The sequence below is a fragment of the Nonomuraea sp. NPDC050680 genome, from assembly GCF_040654555.1.
Taxonomy (GTDB): Bacteria; Actinomycetota; Actinomycetes; order Streptosporangiales; family Streptosporangiaceae; genus Nonomuraea.
Genome location: NZ_JBFAIF010000024.1, coordinates 64,526 through 86,965, shown reverse-complemented (window position 1 = coordinate 86,965; position 22,440 = coordinate 64,526). Strand labels below are relative to the sequence as shown.

23 protein-coding genes are annotated in these 22,440 nt (G+C 69.9%); 19 read left to right on the top strand and 4 right to left on the bottom strand.

All coding sequences use genetic code 11. From position 1 onward, the window contains the following. Positions 1-21 precede the first annotated feature (21 nt). The 5 genes from AB0H88_RS44670 (at position 22) to AB0H88_RS44650 (ending at position 4,537) form a co-directional block, all read left to right on the top strand. Entirely contained in the window at positions 22-888 is an 867-nt protein-coding gene (locus AB0H88_RS44670) for a lysophospholipid acyltransferase family protein (RefSeq protein WP_357655105.1), read from the top strand. A 106-nt stretch (positions 889-994) separates the two neighbouring features. After that, positions 995-1,993 carry a ThiF family adenylyltransferase gene (locus tag AB0H88_RS44665; RefSeq protein WP_357655020.1) on the top strand — a complete coding sequence of 333 codons (999 nt, stop codon included), beginning with the start codon at positions 995-997 and terminating at the stop codon, positions 1,991-1,993. A 51-nt stretch (positions 1,994-2,044) separates the two neighbouring features. Beyond that, positions 2,045-2,839, top strand: a complete 795-nt coding sequence (locus AB0H88_RS44660) for an SDR family NAD(P)-dependent oxidoreductase (protein ID WP_357655018.1) — start codon at positions 2,045-2,047, stop codon at positions 2,837-2,839. A gap of 118 nt (positions 2,840-2,957) precedes the next feature. Next, positions 2,958-3,539 carry a sigma-70 family RNA polymerase sigma factor gene (locus AB0H88_RS44655; RefSeq protein ID WP_357655016.1) on the top strand — a complete coding sequence of 194 codons (582 nt, stop codon included), beginning with the start codon at positions 2,958-2,960 and terminating at the stop codon, positions 3,537-3,539. A 2-nt stretch (positions 3,540-3,541) separates the two neighbouring features. Further along, entirely contained in the window at positions 3,542-4,537 is a 996-nt protein-coding gene (locus AB0H88_RS44650; RefSeq protein ID WP_357655014.1) for an LCP family protein, read from the top strand. 66 nt (positions 4,538-4,603) lie between these two features. On the opposite strand, the gene AB0H88_RS44645 is transcribed toward AB0H88_RS44650, so the two are convergent. The 3 genes from AB0H88_RS44645 to AB0H88_RS44635 form a co-directional block, all read right to left on the bottom strand. After that, positions 4,604-5,479 (bottom strand): HAD-IB family hydrolase, encoded by an 876-nt coding sequence (locus tag AB0H88_RS44645; RefSeq protein WP_357655012.1) that lies wholly within the window; start codon positions 5,477-5,479, stop codon positions 4,604-4,606. Positions 5,480-5,489: 10 nt separating this feature from the next. Continuing rightward, a complete protein-coding gene (locus tag AB0H88_RS44640; protein ID WP_357655010.1) occupies positions 5,490-6,128 on the bottom strand; it encodes a DUF5667 domain-containing protein in 639 nt (212 codons plus the stop codon). Positions 6,129-6,199: 71 nt separating this feature from the next. Further along, positions 6,200-6,838 carry a sigma-70 family RNA polymerase sigma factor gene (locus tag AB0H88_RS44635; RefSeq protein WP_357655008.1) on the bottom strand — a complete coding sequence of 213 codons (639 nt, stop codon included), beginning with the start codon at positions 6,836-6,838 and terminating at the stop codon, positions 6,200-6,202. A gap of 178 nt (positions 6,839-7,016) precedes the next feature. On the opposite strand from AB0H88_RS44635, the gene AB0H88_RS44630 reads away from it, so the two are divergent. Further along, a complete protein-coding gene (locus AB0H88_RS44630; protein ID WP_357655006.1) occupies positions 7,017-8,624 on the top strand; it encodes an antibiotic biosynthesis monooxygenase in 1,608 nt (535 codons plus the stop codon). Positions 8,625-8,766: 142 nt separating this feature from the next. On the opposite strand, the gene AB0H88_RS44625 is transcribed toward AB0H88_RS44630, so the two are convergent. Further along, positions 8,767-9,003: a glutaredoxin family protein gene (locus AB0H88_RS44625; protein ID WP_225298965.1), complete on the bottom strand. Its 237-nt coding sequence runs from the start codon at positions 9,001-9,003 to the stop codon at positions 8,767-8,769. A 116-nt stretch (positions 9,004-9,119) separates the two neighbouring features. On the opposite strand from AB0H88_RS44625, the gene AB0H88_RS44620 reads away from it, so the two are divergent. From AB0H88_RS44620 to ccsA, 13 genes are all read left to right on the top strand, one after another. After that, positions 9,120-9,797: a redox-sensing transcriptional repressor Rex gene (locus tag AB0H88_RS44620; RefSeq protein WP_357655004.1), complete on the top strand. Its 678-nt coding sequence runs from the start codon at positions 9,120-9,122 to the stop codon at positions 9,795-9,797. Then, entirely contained in the window at positions 9,794-11,050 is a 1,257-nt protein-coding gene (locus tag AB0H88_RS44615; protein WP_357655002.1) for a glutamyl-tRNA reductase, read from the top strand. The genes AB0H88_RS44620 and AB0H88_RS44615 overlap by 4 nt, the downstream gene beginning before the upstream one ends. After that, positions 11,047-11,952 carry a hydroxymethylbilane synthase gene (hemC, locus tag AB0H88_RS44610; RefSeq protein ID WP_357655000.1) on the top strand — a complete coding sequence of 302 codons (906 nt, stop codon included), beginning with the start codon at positions 11,047-11,049 and terminating at the stop codon, positions 11,950-11,952. Before AB0H88_RS44615 ends, hemC begins: the two co-directional genes overlap by 4 nt. Next, positions 11,949-13,505, top strand: a complete 1,557-nt coding sequence (locus AB0H88_RS44605; protein ID WP_357654999.1) for a bifunctional uroporphyrinogen-III C-methyltransferase/uroporphyrinogen-III synthase — start codon at positions 11,949-11,951, stop codon at positions 13,503-13,505. The genes hemC and AB0H88_RS44605 overlap by 4 nt, the downstream gene beginning before the upstream one ends. Beyond that, a complete protein-coding gene (hemB, locus tag AB0H88_RS44600; protein WP_357654997.1) occupies positions 13,502-14,485 on the top strand; it encodes a porphobilinogen synthase in 984 nt (327 codons plus the stop codon). Before AB0H88_RS44605 ends, hemB begins: the two co-directional genes overlap by 4 nt. Positions 14,486-14,615: 130 nt before the next feature. After that, the gene (locus AB0H88_RS44595; protein ID WP_357654995.1) at positions 14,616-15,245 is read left to right on the top strand and encodes a bifunctional DNA primase/polymerase; all 630 of its coding nucleotides are present in this window, start codon (positions 14,616-14,618) and stop codon (positions 15,243-15,245) included. 31 nt (positions 15,246-15,276) lie between these two features. Further along, on the top strand, positions 15,277-16,566 hold the full coding sequence (gene hemL, locus AB0H88_RS44590; protein ID WP_357654993.1) for a glutamate-1-semialdehyde 2,1-aminomutase: 1,290 nt from the start codon (positions 15,277-15,279) through the stop codon (positions 16,564-16,566). 218 nt (positions 16,567-16,784) lie between these two features. Continuing rightward, on the top strand, positions 16,785-17,708 hold the full coding sequence (locus tag AB0H88_RS44585; protein ID WP_357654992.1) for a LysR family transcriptional regulator: 924 nt from the start codon (positions 16,785-16,787) through the stop codon (positions 17,706-17,708). 56 nt (positions 17,709-17,764) lie between these two features. Further along, positions 17,765-18,403 carry a histidine phosphatase family protein gene (locus AB0H88_RS44580; protein ID WP_357654990.1) on the top strand — a complete coding sequence of 213 codons (639 nt, stop codon included), beginning with the start codon at positions 17,765-17,767 and terminating at the stop codon, positions 18,401-18,403. Between the two features lie 55 nt (positions 18,404-18,458). Then, positions 18,459-19,037, top strand: a complete 579-nt coding sequence (locus tag AB0H88_RS44575) for a TlpA disulfide reductase family protein (protein WP_357654989.1) — start codon at positions 18,459-18,461, stop codon at positions 19,035-19,037. After that, positions 19,030-19,752 carry a cytochrome c biogenesis protein CcdA gene (locus AB0H88_RS44570; RefSeq protein ID WP_357654988.1) on the top strand — a complete coding sequence of 241 codons (723 nt, stop codon included), beginning with the start codon at positions 19,030-19,032 and terminating at the stop codon, positions 19,750-19,752. The genes AB0H88_RS44575 and AB0H88_RS44570 overlap by 8 nt, the downstream gene beginning before the upstream one ends. Beyond that, a complete protein-coding gene (locus tag AB0H88_RS44565) occupies positions 19,752-21,293 on the top strand; it encodes a cytochrome c biogenesis protein ResB (protein WP_357654986.1) in 1,542 nt (513 codons plus the stop codon). The genes AB0H88_RS44570 and AB0H88_RS44565 overlap by 1 nt, the downstream gene beginning before the upstream one ends. Beyond that, a complete protein-coding gene (gene ccsA, locus AB0H88_RS44560) occupies positions 21,283-22,236 on the top strand; it encodes a cytochrome c biogenesis protein CcsA (RefSeq protein ID WP_357654984.1) in 954 nt (317 codons plus the stop codon). The genes AB0H88_RS44565 and ccsA overlap by 11 nt, the downstream gene beginning before the upstream one ends. Positions 22,237-22,440 lie beyond the last annotated feature (204 nt).

Here is a 22,440-nt window from a genome sequence, read left to right as displayed (position 1 = left end):
CCCGACGACGAGGCCCGCGTCATCCCCATCAGCTCGGCACCCTCCTTCGAGGAGCCGGAGCCCCTCGCCAGGCTGCTGGCCTTCATCCGCCGGCGCGTCACCGGCGACTACGAGGTCGACGAGTTCGGCTATGACGCCGAGCTGACGGACAAGGTGCTGCTGGAGCTGATCAGGCCCCTCTACCACCACTGGTTCAGGGTCGAGACCGTCGATCTGAAGAACGTGCCCGCAGAGGGCGGCGCGCTGGTCGCGGCCAACCACTCGGGCACGCTGCCGGTCGACGCGCTGATGATGCAGGTGGCGCTGCACGATGAGGCGGACCGGGCGCTGCGGCTGCTCGGCGCCGACCTGGTCTACCAGCTCCCGATGCTCGCCCACCTGTCGCGCAAGACCGGCCACACGCTGGCCTGCCGCGAGGACGCCGACCGGCTGCTGCGCAAGGGCGAGTTGGTCGGGGTGTTCCCCGAGGGGTTCAAGGGCGTCGGCAAGCCGTTCTCCGAGCGCTACAAACTGCAGCGTTTCGGGCGCGGCGGGTTCGTCGCGTCGGCGATCCGCGCCGGGGTGCCGATCCTGCCCACGGCCATCGTGGGCGCCGAGGAGATCTACCCCAAGATCGGCGATCTGCCGTCGCTGGCCAGGCTGCTCGGTCTGCCCTATCTGCCGATCACCCCGCTCTTCCCGCTGCTCGGCCCGCTCGGCCTGGTGCCGCTGCCGTCGAAGTGGATGATCCAGTTCGGGGAGCCCGTCCGCACCGACGAGTACGACGCGGCGGACGCCGACGATCCGGTGCTGGTGTTCAACCTCACCGATCACATCCGCGAGATCATCCAGCAAATGCTCAACGAGCTGAGGCTGCGCCGCGGCCCCGCCTTTCCGCCATTTTTCTGATCTCAACAGAATCTTGACATGATCGGTCAAGCCATCAAGGATGGGGAAACCGAGCAAGGCAAGACGGCGGCTGGACACCCATGGGTTCGACACCTAGGGAGCGTGCATGAGACGGCTCGTCGACTCCGTGCTCGTCACGAACGCCGGCGACCAGGTGATCCTGTCGACCGGCTCACGTGACGGATTATCGCTGCGGGGCGACCTCGACCGCGTCGAGCAGGCGGTCACGCTGCTCCGGGGCGGTGTCGACGACAGTGAGATCCACGCGGACCGGCTGCTGGCCGACCTGGTGGCGGCGCTGACGCACATGGGGTGGCTCACCTCGGAGCCGCCGCAGTCGCCGGCCGAGTCCATGGGCCGGCTCGCCCGCCAGCACGGCTACCTGACGCTGTTCGCCCCCGACGCGCGCGAGCTCCAGTCGCGGATCGCCGCCTGCTCGATCATGCTCCTCGGCGTGGGCGGCATCGGGGCCGTCGCGGCCCAGCACCTGGGCGCCGCCGGGGTCGGCCGCATCGTGGCCGTCGATCCCGACGTGGTCGAGCTGCACAACCTCAACAGGCAGCTGCCGTACACGACGAGGGACGTGGGCGTGCCCAAGGTCGACGCGCTCAGCGCGCGGCTGCGCGACTTCGCGCCCGAGACCGAGGTGGTGTCCGTACGGCGGCGCGTCGCCAGTGCGGCCGACCTCGACGGCCTGCCGCGGGTGGACCTCGTCCTCATCGGCGCCGACGAGCCCGCCGAGCTGGCCGACACGGTCTGGCGGTGGTGCCGCGAACGGGAGGTGGCCATGAGCCGCGCGGCGGTCGCCCACGAGCACGGCCACTGGGGCCCGCTGCTGTCGCCCCGCGACGGGCACTGCCATGCCTGCTTCGAGCACGCCCGTGAGGCCGGGCTGTCGCGCGAGCGGCGGCTGGAGGGCGGGCACGGCCCCACACCGTGGTCGTTCGGCGCCACCAACACGGTCATCGCGGCCTGGGCCGTGCACGACATCGTCCAGTACATCGCCACGTCCGAGTGCCCCACGCTCAACCGCCGCGCCCACCTGGACTTCGCCCACGGTGAGCTGCACTTTCTCGATGGTCCCCGCTGCACCTGCAACCAGTAGCGGGCTTGCGGTGTTCTCCGGCTGAGACAACACCGCAAGCGAAGGAAAACTATGGATCTGCAACTTACCGGCCGCGTCGCCATCGTCACCGGAGCGTCCAAGGGCATCGGCCTGTCCGTGACCAAGACACTGATCGAGGAGGGCGCCCACGTCGTCGCGGCCTCCAGGACCCGCACCCTCGAGCTGCCCGACAAGGCGGTGCACGTGCCGGTCGACCTGATGAACCCCCAGGCGCCGGCCGAGGTGGTCGCCCGCGCGGTCGAGGAGTTCGGACGGGTGGACATCCTGGTCAACAACGCCGGTGGCCCGCCGCCCGGCGTGACGCTGCCGCATGCCGGGTTCATGACCTCGGACGACGAGACCTGGCGGGCGATGTTCGAGTTCAACCTGTTCTCGGCCATCCGGATGATCCGCTCCGCCGTACCGGTGATGCTGGAGGGTGGCGGCGGCTCGATCGTCAACGTCTCCTCCGTCAGCGCCCGGCAGCCTTCGGCGGTGAACATGGACTACGGCGCGGCCAAGTCGGCCCTCACCTTCGTCAGCAAGGCGGTCGACGAGGAGTACGGCCCGCAGGGCATCCGGGTCAACACCGTCTCTCCCGGGCCCGTGCTCACCCCCTGGTGGACCGACGAGGGCGGCGCGGCTGACGTCTTCGGGGGCATGGTCGGCGCCGACCGGGACAGCGTGATCACCAAGGTGGCCCCGGAGATGATGAAACTGACGACCGGCCGCCTGGTCACCCCCCAGGAGGTCGCCGACGCGATCGCGCTCCTGGTCTCGCCCCGCTCCGGCAGCACGGCGGGCGCCGACATCGTGATCGACGGAGGCTGCGTCAAGGAGGTGTAAGCGCAAACTGCGTAAACTCCGCGGCTTGCGGCGGCCCGCTGAACGCGAACCACTGTGAACCTGATTGGCGGGTTGTGGTGATACATCCCTGACCGACTTCCCCCGCAGAAGGGCGGAGATGATCACGCAACCCGCCACCAGGGGTGCGGACGCCGACCTCGTGAACGCTTCGCTGACCGATCCAGAAGTGTTCGCCGAGCTCTTCGACCGCTACTCCGCCATGCTCTACAGGTACGTCTCCAAACGGCTGGGCCCCGAGCCCGCCGAGGACATCGTCGGCGAGACGTTCCTGGTCGCCTTCTCCCGCAGGAAGAGCTACGACCCGAGCTATCCAGACGCCCGGCCGTGGCTCTTCGGCATCTTGACCAAGCTCGTCTCCCGGCACCACCGCACCGAGGCGGCCCGCTACCGCGCCCTGCAACGCGCCCCTGTCGACGCCGACGTGGAGTCCCCGGCCGACCGTGTGGCCGCCGGGGTGACCGCCCAGGCGTCGCGTCCCGAACTGGCCAGCGCGCTGGCCGCCCTGCCCGCCAAGGACCGCGACGTACTCCTGTTGATCGCCTGGGGCGATCTGACGTACGAGGAGGTCGCGCAGGCGCTCGGCATCCCGATCGGCACCGTACGCTCCCGCCTCAACAGGGGCAGGCGGAAGGTACGCGCGGCGCTCGGCGACACCAACCCGATGCTTGAGGAGGAGTGACGATGGACGACCTGAAGATGCTCCGCGACCTCGGCAGGGAGCTCGAACACCAGCCTCCGGCGACACTGGTCCGCCAGCGGCAGCGCCTGCTCCAGGCCAGACCGCGGCGCAGGCGGCTGACGTGGCTGCTGACGGGCCTCGTCGCGGTGGCCACCATGGCCACGGTGGCCACGGTCGCCGTGCCCACGCTGATGCTGGCGGGCCGGCGGACCGAGAATCAGCCGGCGGGTGCCCGCCCGGCCAATGCGAGCGGCGTGTTGAACGTGCTGCTGGTCGGCAGCGACAGCCAGGGAGGTTCGGACAGGTTCGACAACGGAGCCCGATCCGACACCATCCTGCTGCTGCATCTGCCGGCCGACCGGACGAAGGCCACGATCCTCTCCTTCCCCAGGGACTCGATGGTGCGGATCCCCGCCTGCGGGTCCCAGCCGTCCAGGAGGGACATGATCAACCAGGCGTTCGGCACCGGCGGTCTCGCCTGTTCGGTGAAGACGGTCGAGACGCTGACCAAGGTGCGCATCGACCACATGATGGAGGTCGAGTTCTCCGGAGTGGAGGATGTCGTCGACGCCCTCGGCGGGGTTGAGGTCACGTTGCCGAGGGCGGTGGACGACAAGAACGCGAAGCTGAGGCTCCCGGCGGGCAAGCAGGTGCTCAACGGCAAGCAGGCGCTGGGCTACATCCGGCTGCGTCACTACGGCGACGGGTCGGACATCCAGCGCATCAAGCGCCAGCAGGGGCTCATGATGTCGATGCTGAAGAAGGCCAAGCAGCGGCTGAAGGATCCGGCGGCCATGCGGGACTTCCTCACCACCGTCAGCAAGTCGATCAAGACCGACCCGGAGTTCGACCTCGACACCATGCTCGGCATCGCCGGCACGCTGGAGAAGAGCAAGATGACCTTCGTCACGGTCCCCTGGAAGCCCGATCCGGACGACCAGAACCGGGTCGTGTGGGCGCAACCGGCGGCGGAGCGGCTCTTCGCCAGCCTGCGGTAGAGCCCCTGCGCGGTTCGGCTGACGGTCCGTCGTGGCCGAGGTCCCCTGGAGGGATGTCCGGGTCGGCTACTGCGTCGAGCGGTAGTGCCTGCGGAGGGCGATGCCGGCGGCGATGCCGCCGGCCACCGCTCCGACGCCCGCGGCGATCGGCAGGGCGGTCAGCGTCGCCTTCCTGCCGGTGCGGAAGTCCTTGATCGGCCAGTCGTGCTTCTTGGCGTGCTCGCGCAGCTCGCTGTCGGGGTTGATGGCCACCGGCTTGCCGACCAGCGACAGCATGGGCAGGTCGTTGGCCGAGTCGCTGTAGGCGGTGCATCGGGTGAGGTCGAGGCCCTCTCTGCGGGCCAGTGCCCGCACCGCCTCGGCCTTGGCCGGGCCGTGCAGCAGGTCGCCGACCAGCCGCCCGGTGTAGACGCCGTTGGTGGTCTCGGCCACCGTGCCGAGTGCGCCGGTCAGGCCGAGGCGCTGGGCGATGACCCTGGCCAGCTCGATGGGCGTGGCCGTGACCAGCCAGACCCGCTGGCCGCGGTCGAGGTGGCTCTGCGCGAGCGCCCGGGTGCCGCCCCAGATGCGGTCGGACATGACCTCGTCGTAGATCTCCTCGCCCAGCCGGATCACGTCGTCGACCTTCGCGCCCGCGACGAACGCCAGCGCGGTCTCGCGGGCCACCGCGATGTGCTCGGGGTTCTCGTTGCCGCGCAGCCGGAACACCGCCTGGCCGAGGGCGAACTTGAACAGGTCGGAGGTGGTGAACAGGCCACGGGTCGCCAGGCCTCTGGCGAAGTGGTAGATGGAGGCGCCGCGCATCATTGTGTTGTCGACGTCGAAGAAGGCGGCCGCCCGCTGGTCGGGCTCCGTCGGGGTCACCGTCACCGCGGCCGCCGCTGCGGCCTCGCCGGCGATCTCCGCCTCCACCTCGCGCCGTCGTCGCATTAGCCGCCACATGCGCCTCAGCTTACCTAGGCGGGGCCACAAGCCCGTCTATGTAGTCGAGGTAGCCTGTCGCCTTGTCCTGTTGATCCCCGTTCAGTCGTTCGAGCATTGGTTCGACCATGTTCTTCTGGTCGTGCGCGAACCGGTTGATCTTCGGTGAGCGCGGCTCGGCCCGCTCCAGCCTCCTGATGCCGGACCGGGTCGACTCCTCCATCTCCTTGAGCGTCTTGGTGACCAGTGGCCCGTCGCCGGACGAGCCGAGCAGCTGGGCGACCTCGGCCGCCCGGGTCTTGGCCGAGACCAGCTCGCGCTCGGCCCGCTGCACGTCATCGGTGCTGAGCCGGACCAGCGTGCTCTCCGCGGCGCGCTTGAGCGGGTAGAGCGTGTCGCCGGGCAGCGCGTGATAGGTGGCGAACGCCGACAGCATCATGGCCGCCGCCAGGCCGAACGTGGCGAGCTGGGAGAGCCAGGAGAGCCGCCGCCCCGGACGGCGATGGGAACGGCGGGCCGGCCGTACGGACTCGGGGAGAGACTGTGCGGACAGGAGCTCGGCGCGGAGACGTTCGCGGAAGGCGGCGGCCGGTCCCCCGCCCAGCGGGAGCCGTCGCAGCTCTGTTAGGTGATCGAGCACGCGCTCGCGCGATCTGCGCGCCCTACCCATGACAGCTCCCTGACGCCACCGCCAAAAGATTCGATCGTGACACCTGCCTAACGACAGGTCGCTGGTGGAGGTTACGCCAGGTCGTGCTTGAGAGCCCTGGCCAGGGCCCGGATCGCTCGGAACTGGAGTGCTTTGATCGCTCCACTCTTCTTCCCCATGATCAACGCGGTCTCGGCGAGCGACAGGCCGTGCAGGAACCGCAGGACCACGCATTCCTGCTGCTCGGGGTTCAGATCTTGGACGGCGCGGAGCATCCGGTCGTTGATGATGGCCGTGACGACGGCGTTCTCCGGGATGTGCGGGCCGTCAAGCGGGACGTCGATCACCTCCCCGGTCGGGATCTCCAGGCGATAGCGGCCGGACTTGAAGTGATCGGTGACCAGGTTCCTGGCGATGGTGACCAGCCAGGCGCCGAAGTCACGGCCCTGCCAGGTGAAGTCGGTGATCCGGCGAAGCGCGCGGAGGAAGGTCTCACTGGTGAGATCCTCGGCCAGCGGATGCGAGCCGACACGGAAGTAGATATAGCGATAGACAAGATCCACGTATCGGTCATAGAGCGTGCCAAAGGCATCCGAGTCTCCGGTCTTGGCGTGCAGCACCAGCATGCGGAGGTCATCGGGAATCTCTTCGCGCACGGCAAGCTCGCTCGTCCGGGCGGGACCAGCGACCGCTGGTGGGAGCAGCCCGGCGAACGGCCACGAGTCAGGCATCCGGTATCCCTAGGGGTAAGGGGTGCGGCGTGCTCGAACACTCTAGAAATCAACCGGAAATTCCACAATCCGCTTCGTGAAGGCATGACTAGCCGTAATCGGCCGATACCGTGTGGACCGACCCGTTCCCTCTTCGGCTACCGGCTGGGAGGCATAGTCCGGCAGCATTGGAGTCACCATGGAGATCCTCGTTGCTGTCCTAGCCTTTGTCGGTGCCCTCCTCGCCGCGATCGGCGCAGTCGCCCTGGTCCGGCGCCTGCGCGACGAGGTTGAGGGGTGGTTGATCGCCTGGACCGTGTCAGCCGTCGCGCTCTGCCTGGCGCTCGGTGCGATCGGCGTCGGCTACCTGATGGGATTCGGGGACGTCACCTTCAAGGTCTACCAACTGACCGGATCCCTCCTCGCGCCCTTCTGGCTGGCCATCGGACTGATTCAACTCCTGTCGGAGAAGGTGCCGCCGAAATTCGCCGCCTGGCTGTTCGGGATCGCGTTCACCGTCGTCGCCGTGGTGGTGCTCACCTTCGACCCGGTGAGCGGAGGCAGCGAGATGGGCAAGGTGCTCCCCGCTGCCGAAGGGCACTGGGACGTCATCCCCCGCTACCTGCTGATCGGCGCGCACTCCATCGCCGGGCTGATCATGCTGGCGGCCATGGTGATCGCGGGGCTGCGCTGGCGCAACGGTGACGAACTCGACACCGACAACCTGCACGCGGTCCTGGTCATCGCGCCCTCGGGCATCGCGATCATCGGGGCGATGAGGTTCGCGGTGCCGGGCGTCTTCGCCACCGCGCTGTTCCTGGTGGCCGCCGCGGGCATCTGGTACGCCGTGCTGCGCCCCCTGGCGCCGTACGAGGACGACGACGAGGACGACGAGCTCGAGGGCCACCGCGGCGAGCGGTCCGGCGAGCGGTCCGGCCAGCGGTCGGGCGAGCGGTCGGGCGAGCGGTCCTCCCATGGCCGCCGGGCCATGCGGGAGCGGGACCCCTTCCCCCAGCCGGACTCCTTCCCCCACTCGGAGCCGTTCCTCCCGTCGGACTCCTTCCCTCGGTCGGAGCCCTTCCCCCAGCCCGTCGCCGAGATGCCGATGCAGGGGCCGCCCCAGCAACAGCAGCAGCCGCCTCCCGGCCAGCCTCGCAGGTCCGGCCTGGGCGATCTGGTGGCCGAATACCGGGCGAGCGACCAGCCGGTCGACTACGCCGCCCGGATGGCGCCGCCGCCCGACCAGGGCCCCTCGACCGGCTACATCATGAACGGCGGGCACGGCGCCGGGCCGCAGACCGGTCCTCAGGACTTCGGGATGCCCGCACCGGGCGCGGGCTACCCGGGGGCCGAGTTGTTCGCCACCGGCTCCCGTGGGGCCCAGCAGCCCCCTCAGGGCCAGCCTCCGCAGGCTCAGCCCGCGCGGACGCCCGTCCCGCAGGCCCAGCCTCAGCAGCAGGCGGCCTCCAGCAGGCCCTCACCGAGCATCTACGGCATGCTGACCGTCTTCACCCTCATGGACGGCTCGGGCGAGGCGTTCGACCGCCTGGCGGAGCTCACCGTCGAGGCCGTACGCCGGGGCGAGCCCGACACGCTCATCTACGCCTGCCACGCGGTCAAGTCGGCCCCGCTGCAGCGCATCGTCTATGAGCTCTACCGCGACGAGGTGGCCTACCGCGACCACCAGCGCCAGCCGCACGTCGAGCGGTTCGTCAACGAGCGCCAGGCCATGGTCCTGGCCACCAACATCATCGAGCTGAACGTCAACGCCGCCAAGGTCGTGCCGCTCCCGACCGCGATGTTCTAGTCACTCGACGTTCTAGTCACTCGACGTTCTAGTCACTCGACGTTCTAGTCACTCGACGTTCTAGCCACTCAACGTTCTAGCCACTCAACGTTCTAGCCACTCAACGTTCTAGTCACTCAACGTTCTAGCTGCTCAAGGCGTGCTAGGCACTCAGCGCGGCGCGCAGCCGGTCTTCGGAGACCCGCCAGAAGTCGTGCTGGACTCCGTCGACCAGAGTGACCGGGATCATCTCCCAGTATTTCTCCCGCAACTCCTCGGAGGAGTCGATGTCGACCTCCTCCCACGGCACACCCAGGTCTCCCGCCACACGGGAGACGACCTCGCGCGCGTCGTCGCAGAGGTGGCAGCCCGGCCTGCCGAGCAGCGTGATGCGGTGCATGCATCCAACCGTATCGTGCCGACTTTGTGCATCGCTTCACAAAGGGATTAACCTGAAAGGCGGTTCGATTTCATTCACGCGGCCGGCAGGCCGCTCGTCCCCTGGAGCTCCGGCACGTGAAGAGCCCGTCCCAGTCCCGTGACCGCGGGATCCCCGAGGCAACGGTCGCCCGGCTCCCGTTGTACCTGCGGGCGTTGAACGGGATGGCCGAACGCGGTGTCGCGACCGTCAGCTCCGAGGATCTGGCCATGGCCGCGGGCGTCAACTCCGCGAAGCTCCGCAAGGACCTGTCCCATCTCGGCTCGTACGGCACCCGAGGCGTCGGCTACGACGTCGAATACCTCGTCTACCAGATCTCCCGCGAGCTGGGCCTGACCCAGGACTGGGCCGTGGCCATCGTCGGAGTGGGTAATCTGGGGCGGGCACTGGCCAATTACGGTGGTTTCGTCTCCAGAGGCTTCCGTGTGGCCGGGCTTCTCGACGCCGACCCCGAAGTCGTGGGCGACGATATAGCGGGGTTGAATGTTGAGCACATAGACGTCCTGGAAGCCGTCATCGAACGGCGCGGGGTCTCGATCGTGGTTCTGGCGACACCCGCGTTGGCGGCGCAGGAACTCTGCGATCGTGTGGTGGCGGCCGGGGTCACCAGCATCCTGAACTTCGCGCCCGTAGTGCTTTCTGTACCAGATGGCGTGGATGTCCGTAAAGTCGACCTATCAATAGAACTGCAGATCCTTGCGTTCCATGAGCAGCGCAAAGCAGGGGGGCCACTTATGGCCGTGGACAGTCAATGAGTCTTCTCACCATCGGACTCAGCCACCGGACAGCTCCGGTGGCCATGCTCGAGCGCGTATCGGTGTCCGGCGAGGCGCTCGTCAAGCTCCTGCACGACGTGCAGCAGGACGTGTGCGTCGCCGAGGCCATGGTGGTCTCGACGTGCAACCGAGTAGAGGTTTACGCGGCCGTCGACCGTTTCCACGGCGCCGTCACCGCGATCAGCCGCTTGCTGGGCGTCCACTCGGGCGTCCCCGTGGAAGAGTTGCAGCCGCACCTCTACGTCCACTACGAAGACCAGGCCGTCGAGCACCTGTTCGCGATGGCCTGTGGCCTCGACTCGATGGTCGTGGGCGAAGGGCAGATCCTCGGCCAGGTTCGCCGGGCCCTCACCCTGGCGCAGAAGCAGGGCACCATCGGCGCCACCCTCAACGAGCTGGTGCAGCAGGCGCTGCGGGTCGGCAAGCGCGCCCACGCCGACACCGACATCGACAAGGCGGGCGCCTCCCTCGTCACCGCCGGACTCGCCCTGGCGGGCGACCTCGCCGGGCGCCGGGCGCTGGTGGTCGGCGCGGGCTCGATGAGCTCGCTGGCCGCCACCACGCTGGCCCGCGCGGGCGTGACCGACATCGTGGTGGCCAACCGCACCTTCGAACGAGGCGTACGCCTGGCGGCGTCCGTAGGCGGCAGGGCGGTGGAGTTCGCCGCGGTTCCCCGAGAGCTCGCGGCGGCCGACATCGTCATCTCCTGCACGGGCGGCGGCCGGCACGTCATCACCCCCGACATCGTCCCCTCAGGCACGTTCCTGCTGGACCTGGCGCTGCCGCACGACATCGACCCCGCGGTGCGCGAGGTCCCCGGCGTCACGCTGGTCGACCTGGAGACCATCCAGGAATCGGGCATAGGCTCAAGGGAGGGCGACACCGTCGACTCGGTGCGCAGGCTCGTCGCCGAGGAGCTGGCCGCCTTCCTCACCGCCGAGCGAGCCGCCAAGGTCACCCCGACCGTGGTGGCGCTGCGCAGCAAGGCGGCGACCGTGGTCGAGGCCGAGCTGGGCCGGCTCCTGATGCGCATGCCCCAGCTCGACGGCAAGGCCAGGGACGAGGTGGCGCAGACGGTGCAGCGGGTCGTCGACAAGCTGCTCCACGAGCCCACCGTGCGTGTCAAACAGCTCGCCACCAGCCCGGGAGGCGATCATTATGCCGAAGCGCTGCGCGAGTTGTTCGACCTGGATCCGAAGATGCCCGAAGCCGTGAGGGAGGTGGAGTTGTGACACTGCGCTTGGGGACCCGGCGCAGCCTGATGGCGACCACGCAGTCGCAGATGGTCGCCGACTCCTACACCGAACGGAGCGGGCGCGCCATCGAGCTGGTCGGCGTCACCACGTTCGGTGACGTGACCAAGGCTCAGGTGGCGCAGCTCGGTGGCACGGGCGTGTGGGTCAGCGCGCTGCGAGACAAGCTGATCGAAGGCGAGATCGACTTCGCCGTCCACTCGCTGAAAGACCTGCCGACCAAGCCGGACCCGCGGGTGACGCTGGCCGCCATCCTGGCCCGGCACGATCACCGCGACGCGCTGGTCGGCCCGGCCAAGTTCGCCGACCTGCCCGCCGGGGCCAGGGTCGGCACCGGCTCGCTGCGCCGGACCGCCATGCTCAGGGCGCTGCGCCCCGATCTCGAGTACGTCCCGATCCGCGGCAACGCCGACACCCGGATCGGCAAGATCGCCGCCGGCGAGGTCGACGCGGTCGTGCTCGCCTCGGCGGGTCTGACCCGGATCCGCCGGGACACGGAGATCGCGCAGATCTTCGAGATCGAGGAGCTGCTGCCCGCGCCAGGGCAGGGCGCCCTGGCCGTGGAGTGTCTCTCCGACCGCGCCGACATGATCTCCTTCCTCGGTGTGCTCGACGATCCGCGGACGCGCTCCGCGGTGACCGCCGAGCGCGCCGTCCTGTCCGCTCTCGAGGCCGGCTGCTCATCCCCCGTGGGTGCCTTCGCCGTCGATGACGGGCAGACCCTGAACCTCACCGCCGTGGTCGTCTCTCTCGACGGCCAGCATGCGGTGCGCAAGTCCGCCGCCGGCTCTCCTTCCGAGTCTGTGAAACTCGGCCAGCTCCTCGCGGCCGAGATGATCTCCGAAGGGGCCGACAGATTGATGGGGGAGCAATCCCGTTGAGCTCCGATAGTCCAACCTCCGGTTTCCTCGCGTTCGTGGGCGCGGGCCCCGGCGATCCGAACCTTCTCACGCTCCGCGCCGCCGAACTGCTCGCCAAGGCCGACGCGGTCGCCCTCGACGAGGAGCTGTTCGGCTCGTTCCTGCGCCACTGCCGCGAAGGCGTGGAGATCGCGTCCGGCGACCTCGTCAAGCGCGCCAAGGCCGGGCAGTTCGTCGTACGCCTGTGCGAGGGCGACCCGATGCTGTTCTCCTCGATCGCTCGTTCGATCGAGGAGGAGGTCGCGGCCTGCGCCGCGGCGGAGGTGGACTTCGAGATCGTGCCCGGCGTGCCGCCGGCGACCGCGGTGCTCACCTACGCGGGCATCCCGCCGGCGGCCGACGTGCCGGAATTCCGGATCGTCGACGCCGCGCACGAGCAGGACTGGGCCGCCCACGCCGCCTGCCAGGGCACGCTGGTCATCTACAACGGCCTCGCCGGGGCCGTCGCGATCGGCAAGGCGCTGGTGGCCGGGGGCAAGCCCGACAGCACGCCCGTGGCGGTCAGCAGCGGCGGCACCACGACCGAGCAGTACACCGTCGTCTCGACGCTGGCCAGGCTGCAGGCCGACATCAAGCACGCGGGCTTCACCGAGCCCGCGCTGATCGTCGTCGGCGACGCGGTCGGGCAGCGCGACAAGCTGTCGTGGTTCGAGACCAAGCCGCTGTTCGGCTGGCGGGTGCTGGTGCCGCGCACCAAGGAGCAGTCCGAGCGCCTGTCCGAGCAGCTCACCTCTTACGGCGCCGTGCCGGAAGAGGTGCCGACCATCTCCGTCGAGCCGCCGCGCACACCGCAGCAGATGGACCGCGCGATCAAGGGTCTGGTCACCGGGCGCTACGAGTGGGTGGCGTTCACCAGTTCCAACGCGGTCAAGGCGGTGCGCGAGAAGTTCGAGGAGTACGGCCTCGACGCCCGCGCCTTCGCCGGGCTGAAGGTGGCCGCCGTGGGCGACGCCACCGCGCGGGCGCTGGTCGAGTTCGGCGTCAAGCCCGACCTGCTGCCCTCGGGTGAGCAGTCGTCGGAGGGCCTGGTGGCCGAGTGGCCGCCGTACGACTCGATGCTCGACCCGATCAACCGGGTGCTCCTGCCGCGGGCCGACATTTCCACAGATACCCTCGTGGCCGGCCTGACCGAGCTAGGCTGGGAGTGCGACGACGTCACGGCCTACCGCACCGTACGAGCCGCACCGCCCCCCGCCCCGACCCGCGAGGCGATCAAGGGCGGCGGGTTCGACGCGGTGCTCTTCACCTCCTCCTCGACCGTGCGCAACCTCGTGGGCATCGCCGGCAAGCCGCACAACGTCACCGTGATCGCGGTGATCGGGCCGCAGACCGCGAAGACCGCCGAGGAGTTCGGGCTGCGCGTCGACGTCATGGCCGACCGGCCGTCGGCGTCCGCCTTGGCCGCCGCGCTGGCCGCGTACGGTGCCAAGCAACGCCAGGCGGCCCTCGCCGCCGGCGACAGCCCGCGCCGGCCGTCGCAGAACCGCAGAGGCGCCAGAAGGAGAGCCAAGTGAGTGCTGACTACCCGGTCGCCCGACCGCGCAGGCTCCGCCGCAGCCCCGCGATCCGGCGCATGGTGGCGGGCACCAGGCTGCACCCCGCGGACCTGATCCTGCCGCTGTTCGTCAAGGAGGGCATCGACCAGCCGCAGCCGGTAGCCTCGATGCCCGGCGTGTTCCAGCACACCCGCGACTCGCTGCGCAAGGCCGCCCACGAGGCCGCCGACGCCGGGGTGTCCGGGGTGATCCTGTTCGGCATCCCCGCCGTCAAGGACGCGCGGGGCTCGGCGGCCGACGACCCCGAGGGCATCCTGCAGGTCGCGCTGCGCGAGGTGAGCGCAGAGGTGGGCGACGCGGTGGTGGTCATGGCCGACACCTGCCTCGACGAGTTCACCGACCACGGCCACTGCGGCGTGCTGACCGCCTCCGGCGACGTCGACAACGACGCGACGCTGGAGCGCTACGCCTCGATCGCGGTCGCCCAGGCCAGGGCCGGATCCCAGATGATCGCGCCGAGCGGCATGATGGACGGCCAGGTCGGGGCCATCAGGGCGGCGCTCGACGCCGACGGCTTCAGTGACCTGCCGATCCTCGCCTACACCGCCAAGTACGCCTCCGCCTTCTTCGGTCCCTTCCGCGAGGCCGCCGAGTGCGCGCCGCAGTTCGGCGACCGCAGCACTCACCAACAGGACCCGGCCGGGCCGGTGGGGGACGCGATGCGCGAGCTACGCCTCGACCTCGCGGAGGGCGCCGACGCCGTCATGGTCAAGCCCGCGATGGCCTATCTGGACGTCATCAGGCGCTTCCGCGACGAGGTCGACGTGCCGGTGGCGGCCTACCAGGTGAGCGGCGAGTACGCGATGATCGAGGCCGCCGCGGCCAACGGGTGGATCGACCGCGATCGGATGATCATGGAATCGCTGGTCTCGATCAAGCGCGCGGGCGCCGACCTGATCCTGACGTACTGGGCCACCGAGGTGGCGCGCCGCCTGTGAACCAGGGGGTTTCCCGTCGATCGCTGAGACGTGTGCGTTAGAGTGCGATAACAAGTGCTGGTGTGTCCCGCGTGTGCTAACAGCCAGGAGCCGGGGCCTCTTCAGGCACTTGGATCGACGGGAGACACTCATGGTGGGGGTACCACTCGCTCGGCGTACCAAGAAACGGCAGCGCCCGACACGGATCGACTCCGTTCTGGGCTATGCCGCTCTCGGCTGGCCGAGCGTGCCCGGTGCCCATCCGCTACGTCAGGGCGCCCGCTCCTGCTCCTGTGATCGTCTCGGCTGTCCCGACCCGGGCGCGCATCCGCTGTCTCCCGCCTGGCACCTCCAGGCCACGACGGACGCCACGCAGCTCACGCGCTGGTGGCGGATGGACCCCGACGCCAATGTGATTCTGCCCACCGGCCGTGTGTTCGACGTCTTCGACGTACCGCTGGACACCGGCCTGTCGGCCCTCACCCGGATCGACGGCGCCTCAGCGCACTCGGGCCCGGTCGCCGCCAACGGTGACCGGGTTCTGTTCTATGTGGCCACCCGCGGTAACCCCGATGACGAGGACGAGTGGTGGTCCTGCCAGCTCGACTGCGAGCCCGGCACCATCGAGGACAATCCGGGCCTGCGCTGGCACTGCCGCGACAGCTACGTCCTGGCCCCGCCCTCCACGCTGCCCACCGGCCAGCCCGTCTCCTGGCTGCGCCCGCCCGACGGCCGTCCGCTGCCCGATCCGCTGCGCATCCTCGACTGGCTCGCCGACTAGACCGCCGTGGCCCAGGACTAACCTGGAGCGCGTGAGCCGTACACAGAACTCCGAGGACCTGTTCGCCCGCGCCCGCGCCATCGTGCCGGGTGGCGTCAACTCCCCGGTCCGCGCGTTCGGCGCGGTCGGCGGCACGCCGCGCTTCATGGCCTCCGGGCAGGGTCCCTATCTCACCGACGTCGACGGCAACCGCTACGTCGACCTGGTCTGCTCGTGGGGGCCGATGATCCTCGGCCACCGCCACCCCGCCGTCGTCGAGGCCGTCTCGTCGGCGCTCTCCCACAGCCTCTCCTACGGCACCGCCACGCCGGGCGAGGTCGAGCTGGCCGAGGAGATCGTCGCCAGGGTGGCGCCCGTGGACAAGCTCCGCCTGGTCAGCTCGGGCACCGAGGCGACGATGAGCGCGGTGCGGCTGGCCCGCGGGTTCACCGGGCGGTCGAAGGTGGTCAAGTTCGCCGGGTGCTACCACGGTCATGTGGACGCGCTGCTGGCCTCGGCCGGGTCGGGCGTGGTCACGTTCGGGCTGCCCGACACCCCAGGCGTGACGGGGGCGTCGGCGGCCGACACCATCGTGCTGCCGTACAACGACATCAGCGCGGTGGAAGAGGCGTTCGCCTCAGCCGAGATCGCCTGTGTCATCACCGAGGCGTGCCCGGCCAACATGGGCGTGGTGCCGCCGCTCGACGGCTTCAACGCCCGCCTGCGCGAGCTCTGCACGGCCAACGGCGCGCTGCTGATCATCGACGAGGTGCTGACGGGCTTCCGGGTCTCGCCCTCGGGCTGGTACGGCCTGGACCCGGTCGACGCCGACCTGATGACCTTCGGCAAGGTCATGGGCGGCGGGTTGCCGGCGGCGGCCTTCGGCGGGCGGGCCGACGTCATGTCCTGCCTGGCACCGGAGGGGCCGGTCTACCAGGCGGGCACGCTGTCGGGTAACCCGCTGGCGTGCGCCGCCGGACTGGCGACGCTACGCGCGCTCGACGCCGGCTCCTACGCCAAGGTGGACGCGGCGGCGCTGGCGGTCGGCCAGACCGCGTCCGACGCCCTCGCCGCGGCGGGCGTGCCGCATCGGTTGCAGCGGGCGGGGAGCCTGTTCTCGGTGTTCTTCACGGACGCGCCGGTGACCGACTTCGACGGTGCGCGGGCCCAGAACACCGCGGCGTACACCGCCTTCTTCCACGCGATGCTGGATCGGGGGGTCTACCTGCCGCCGTCCGCGTACGAGGCCTGGTTCCTCTCGGCCGCTCACGACGACGAGGCGCTCGACCGGATCGCCGACGCCCTGCCGGCAGCCGCCAAGGCTGCCGCGGCGGTCCTCTGATCGGTTACTTGCTCAGTTGCTCGACGCTCGCTTACTTGGCGGCCGGCTTCTGGTAGCGGACGCGCTGGTCCCGAGCCTGCTCGGCGAGGGTCTTGAGGTAGGAGATGGTGGTCGACTGCTGCTTCTGCGCCTTGTTGTTTCTCATGCATATATTTTCTCCTGCTACAGAGTGAAGGACAAGCGAGACTTTCTACGCTAAACCCTTTAGACTGGCTTACATGTTGGACTTGAACCGTCTCAAGGCCCTTCACGCTGTGCACATCTACGGCTCTGTGGGCGCCGCGGCCGACGCGCTCATGGTCACGCCGTCGGCCGTGTCGCAGCAGATCGCCAAGCTGGAGCGCGAGACCGGTGCCCGGCTCATGGAGCGCAACGGGCGCGGGGTCCGGCTGACGGACGCCGCCGGGCTCCTCGCCGACCACGCCGAGCGGATCCTGGCCCTGGTGGAGACCGCGGAGGCGGATTTCGAGGCACTGCGCGGCGAGGTCGTGGGACGGCTGAACATGTCCGCGTTCCCGACGGCGGCCCGCGGGCTGATGCCCCCCGCCCTGACCGCGCTCAAGCGGCGCCATCCGGACCTGCACGTCCAGATGCACGAGCGCGAGCCGGAGCGCATCGTGCGCGACGTGGCCAGGGGCGAGCTCGACCTGGGCGTCATCCAGGACTGGCTGAACCGGCCGATCGCCCTGCCCGAAGGGCTGTCCCGCTCCACGTTGCTCGACGACATCGCCGACATCGTGCTGCCCGCTGACCACCCGCTGGCCGGTAGCAAGGAGGTCGAGCTGGCCGCGCTGCCCGCGAACGAGCGGTGGATCAGCTCCTCGCCCGGCACCGTCTGCCACGACTGGCTGGTCTACACGCTGCGCAGCGCGCAGTTGGAGCCGGAGATCTCCTGCATGGCCGACGAATATCCGACCCAGATGGCGCTGGTGGCGGCCGGCCTCGGCTGCGCGATCATCCCCCGGCTGGGGCGCGACTGCGTGCCCGACGGGGCGGTCGTGGTGCCGCTGCGGCCCCGGCAGTCGCGTCGCATCTATGTGATCTGGCGGTCGGACGCGGCCCGGCGGCCCGCGATCCGGGCCGCGGTCGAGGCGCTCGCGGACGCCAGCCGTACGAAGGAGAACGCCTGGGCGGTCGCCTAGCGCCCGGGGCGTCTGAGATCGCGGAACGGGCAGAGCGGGATAGGCTGTGGCACACCATGGCTGAAACCACCGTAGTTCACCTGATGCGCCACGGTGAGGTGCACAATCCCGAAGGCGTCCTGTACGGCAGGCTGCCCGGCTACCACCTGTCCGAGACCGGCCGGCTGATGGCCGATACGGTGGCCAAGTCGGTGGCGGGCCGCGACATCGTCACCCTCTACAGCTCGCCGCTCGAACGCGCGCAGGAGACCATCGCCCCCCTGGCCGCGCTGCTGGAGCTGCCGGTGCAGACTGACGAGCGGCTGATCGAGGCCGCCAACATGCTCCAGGGGCGCAAGGTCGGCCAGGGTCTGGCGGTCCTGCGCGATCCGAAGAACTACCGCTACTTCTGGAACCCGCTGCGCCCGTCCTGGGGCGAGCCCTATCCGGCGATCGTCAAGCGGATGCGCTCGATCATCGAGGAGGTCAGGGCGGAGGCGCGCGGGCACGAGGCGCTCCTGGTCAGCCACCAGCTGCCGATCTGGTCGATCAGGATGGCGGCCGAGGGCCGCCGGCTCTGGCACGACCCCCGCCGCAGGCAGTGCAACCTGGCCAGCCTCACCACACTCACCTTCGACGGCGACCGTCTGGTCAGCGTCGGCTACAGCGAACCCGCCGGATCACTGGCGACGGGCCCCAGCGTCCCGGGCGCCTGACCTCGCCGGTAGAGTTGCAAGCTCTACCGGTCGTAGTACAAGGAGATCTTCCTCCGTGCGCGCCAAGTCCATCTCCCATGTCCTTCTGGCCGTCCTGGTCGCGGGCGGCCTCGCGGGCTGCGCGGGCGCCAACCAGTCGGGCCAGCCGCAGGCGGGCGACACCCGTTTCGTCGCGGGCGACGGGAAGATGCAAGTGTTCGACGTCGCCGACCGCCACGCCGCCCCCGAGATCGGCGGGCAGACCCTCGACGGCGCGACCGCGTCGCTCGCCGCCCACAAGGGCAAGGTCGTGGTGCTCAACTTCTGGGCGTCGTGGTGCGGCCCGTGCCGGGCGGAGGCGCCGGTGCTGAAGGAGGTCGCCGCCAAGACCAAGGGCGGCGTGGAGTTCCTCGGCGTCGACTTCAAGGACCGCAAGGCCGACGCGCAGGCGTTCGAACGCACCGAGCAGACCGGCTACCCGAGCATCTTCGACCAGCCGGGCAAGGTCGCGCTGGCCTTCCAGGGCACGGTGCCGCCCGCGGCCATCCCGTCCACGCTGATCATCGACGCGCAGGGCAGGATCGCCGCCAGGGCGCTGGGCGCGGTCAAGTACACCGACCTGATGAACGCGGTGACCAAGGTGCGCGATGAATGACGTCGTCGCCACGGGCTCGCTGCTCCTGGCCGTGCCCATCGCGGTGCTGGCCGGGGTGGTCTCCTTCCTGTCGCCGTGCGTGCTGCCCCTCGTCCCTGGCTACCTGTCGTACGTGACGGGCATGAGCGAGGACCCCAAGCGGGGGCGGCTGGTGCTCGGCACGGTGCTGTTCGTGGCCGGTTTCGGGCTGGTGTTCGTGCTCAGCGGCGCGCTGTTCGGCGGGCTCGGCGCGGTCATGCTGCGCAAGGCGGAGATCATCACGCGGGTGCTCGGCGTGCTGACGATCCTGCTCGGCCTGGCCTTCCTGGGCGTGCTGCCCGGCCTGATGCGCGACGTGCGCATCCACAAGCTGCCCGCCGCGGGTCTGGCCGGGGCGCCGCTGCTGGGCGTGGTGTTCGGGCTGGGCTGGACGCCGTGCATCGGGCCCACGCTGGCCGTCGTGCTCACGCTCGGCCTGAATGAGGGCAGCGCCTCGCGCGGCGCGCTGCTCGCCGTGGCGTACGCGCTGGGCCTCGGACTGCCCTTCGTGGCCGCCGCCCTCGCCTACAGCAAGGCCCTGCGGACGTTCCGCGCGATCCGCAAACACTCACAGCTGATCACCAGGATCGGCGGCGGCATGATGGTGGCCGTCGGCATCCTGCTGGTGACCGGCCTCTGGGGAGAGATCATCGCGACCATGCAGGGTCTGATCGGCGCCTTCAGGCCGGTGATCTGATGACTGTCGACGAGCTCGAGAAGGAGCGCGCGCGGCCCGCCGGGATGGGGCCGGTGGGCTGGCTGCGCTGGGGCTGGCGCACGCTCACCTCGATGAAGACGGCGCTGATCCTGCTGTTCCTGTTCGCGCTGGCGTCCGTGCCCGGCTCGCTGGTGCCGCAGCGCGGTGTCGAGCCCGACAAGGTGGCGGCGCTCTTCCAGAACGACCCGACGCTCGCCGAATGGTACGACCGCTTCCAGCTGTTCGACGTCTTCACCTCGGCCTGGTTCGCCGCGATCTACCTGCTGCTGTTCACCTCGCTGATCGGCTGCGTCCTGCCGCGCACCGCCACCTACGTGCGCGAGCTGCGCCGCCGCCCACCGGCCGCGCCGCGCAACCTGTCGCGCCTGCCGCACTACTCGCGGCTGGACGACCCGCTGACGGTCGAGGAGGCCGCCCGGCGGATGCGCGGGCTCCGCTTCCGCGTCGAGGTCGGCGACGGCTGGGTGGCCGCGGAGAAGGGCTACCTGCGCGAGACGGGCAACCTGCTCTTCCACGTCTCCCTGCTCGCCCTGCTCGTCGCGATCGGATTCGGTTCCCTGTACGGCTACCGCGGCAACGTGCTGGTGGCCGAGGGCGACGGCTTCGCCAACACGGTCGCCGCCTACGACCGGTTCATCCCGGGCAGTCAGGTGTCGGCGGAGTCGCTGGAGCCGTTCTCGTTCACGCTCACGGACTTCCAGGCCACCTACCAGGTCGAGGGCGCCAAGAGGGGGCAGGAGCTCGACTACTCCGCCTTCATGAAGGTCAACGACGCGCCCGGGGCGCCCACGCGCGACTACACGCTCAAGGTCAACGAGCCGCTTGAGGTCAACGGCACCCAGACCTACCTCCTCGGCCACGGCTACGCGCCCGTCTTCAAGGTCACCGACGGCAAGGGGCAGGTCGCCTTCGAAGGGCCCGTCCCCTGCCTGATCGAGAGCAAGCCCACGCTCACCTCGGGCTGCGTGGTCAAGGTGCCCGACGCCCAGCCGTCGCAGCTGGGGTTCCTGCTGCGCTTCCTGCCCACGGGTGACGGCGCGGGGGCCTCTCTCTTCCCCGGCGCGCTCAACCCGCAGGTCCAGCTCCTCGGGGCCTTCTCCGGCGACCTGGGCGTACGCTCCGGGCGGCCGCAGTCCGTCTACGAGCTCGCGCCGCCCGAGGTGATGCGCAAGCTCACCCCGCTGCTCATGGGCACCGGCCAGGCGCCGCTCGCGGTCGGGGGGTCGATCGACCTGCCCAAGGGGGCGGGAAAGCTGGAGTTCACCGCGGTCAAGGAGTGGATGACGCTCCAGATCGCCTACGACCCGGGGCGGCTGCCCGCCCTGGTCGCCGCGGGCACGGCCGTGGTCGCCATCGCGCTGTCGCTGATGATCCGCCGCCGCCGGGTGTGGGTGCGGGTCAAGGACGGCGTGGCCGAAGTCGGCGGTCTTACCCGTACCGAAGGGTCCGCGGCGGGCTTCACCGAGGAGTTCGCCGACATCGTCAAGGTCCTATCAGCTGGAGGCAAGGATGCCCGCTGAGCAGCAATTGGCCGAGGTGAGCGACCTCTTCGTCGTCGCCGCCGTCCTGCTCTATCTGGCCGCCATGATCGGGTTCGCGCTGGATCTGGCCTTCGGCCGTTCCCAGGCCGACTCGGCCGCGGTCCCCGCCAGGCAGCCCGTGGGAGCCGGAGTCGGCTCGGCGGGCGGCTCCTCAGACGTCCCTGCCGCTCCGGAGCCGGTGGTCGAGCCGCCGGCCTGGGCGGGCAAGGCCGGCTGGGCGGCCATGGCTCTCGGCTGGCTCGGCTGGGCCGCGAACCTGGCCGCCATCGTCACCCGCGGTCTGGCCGTGGACCGGTGGCCCTGGGGCAACATGTACGAGTTCGTGGTGGCCATCTGCTTCGCCGCGGTCACCGCCTTCCTCGGCACCCAGCTCCGGCAGAACGTCCGCTTCCTCGGCGCCTTCGTCATGGTGACGGCCGCCCTGGGGCTCGGCTTCGCGGTCAAGGTCCTGTACACGGCGGCGGGTCCGGTCGTGCCGGCGCTCAACTCGTACTGGGTGGCCATCCACGTGACGGCGGCGATTCTGGCGAGCGGCCTGTTCATCGTGGCCGGTGTGTCGGGCATCCTCTACCTGATCCGCGGCGGCGGGGTGTCACGGCTGCCGTCACGGGCCGACCTGGAGCGGGCGGCCCACCGCGCGATCGTCTTCGCCTTCCCGGTGTGGACCTTCGCCGTCATCGCCGGTGCCCTCTGGGCCGACAAGGCATGGGGCCGTTACTGGGGCTGGGACCCCAAGGAGGTCTGGGCCTTCATCACGTGGGTGGCTTACGCCGCCTACCTCCACGCCCGGGTCACCGCGGGATGGCGCGGGCGCGCGGCGACGATCGTGCAGCTTCTGGCGTTCGGGTGCCTGCTGTTCAACCTGGTGGGGGTCAACATGTTCATCTCGGGGCTGCACAGCTATGCGGATGTGTCGGGGTGATCGTCTGTCTCACGGCCGTCTCGATCCCTGTGACGGTCGGTTGTGGCTGACTTCCCTGTGGGGATGCCCTGCGGGGTGAAGGAGACGGTCCGTCGGCATTGAGGTCTCTTGGGGGGGACGAAGACGGTCTGTCGTGGCTGGGGTCCCCTTGGGGGGTTGCCCCCGTCCGAGTCGGTCCGTGGTGGCTGGGGTCCTTGGAGGGGT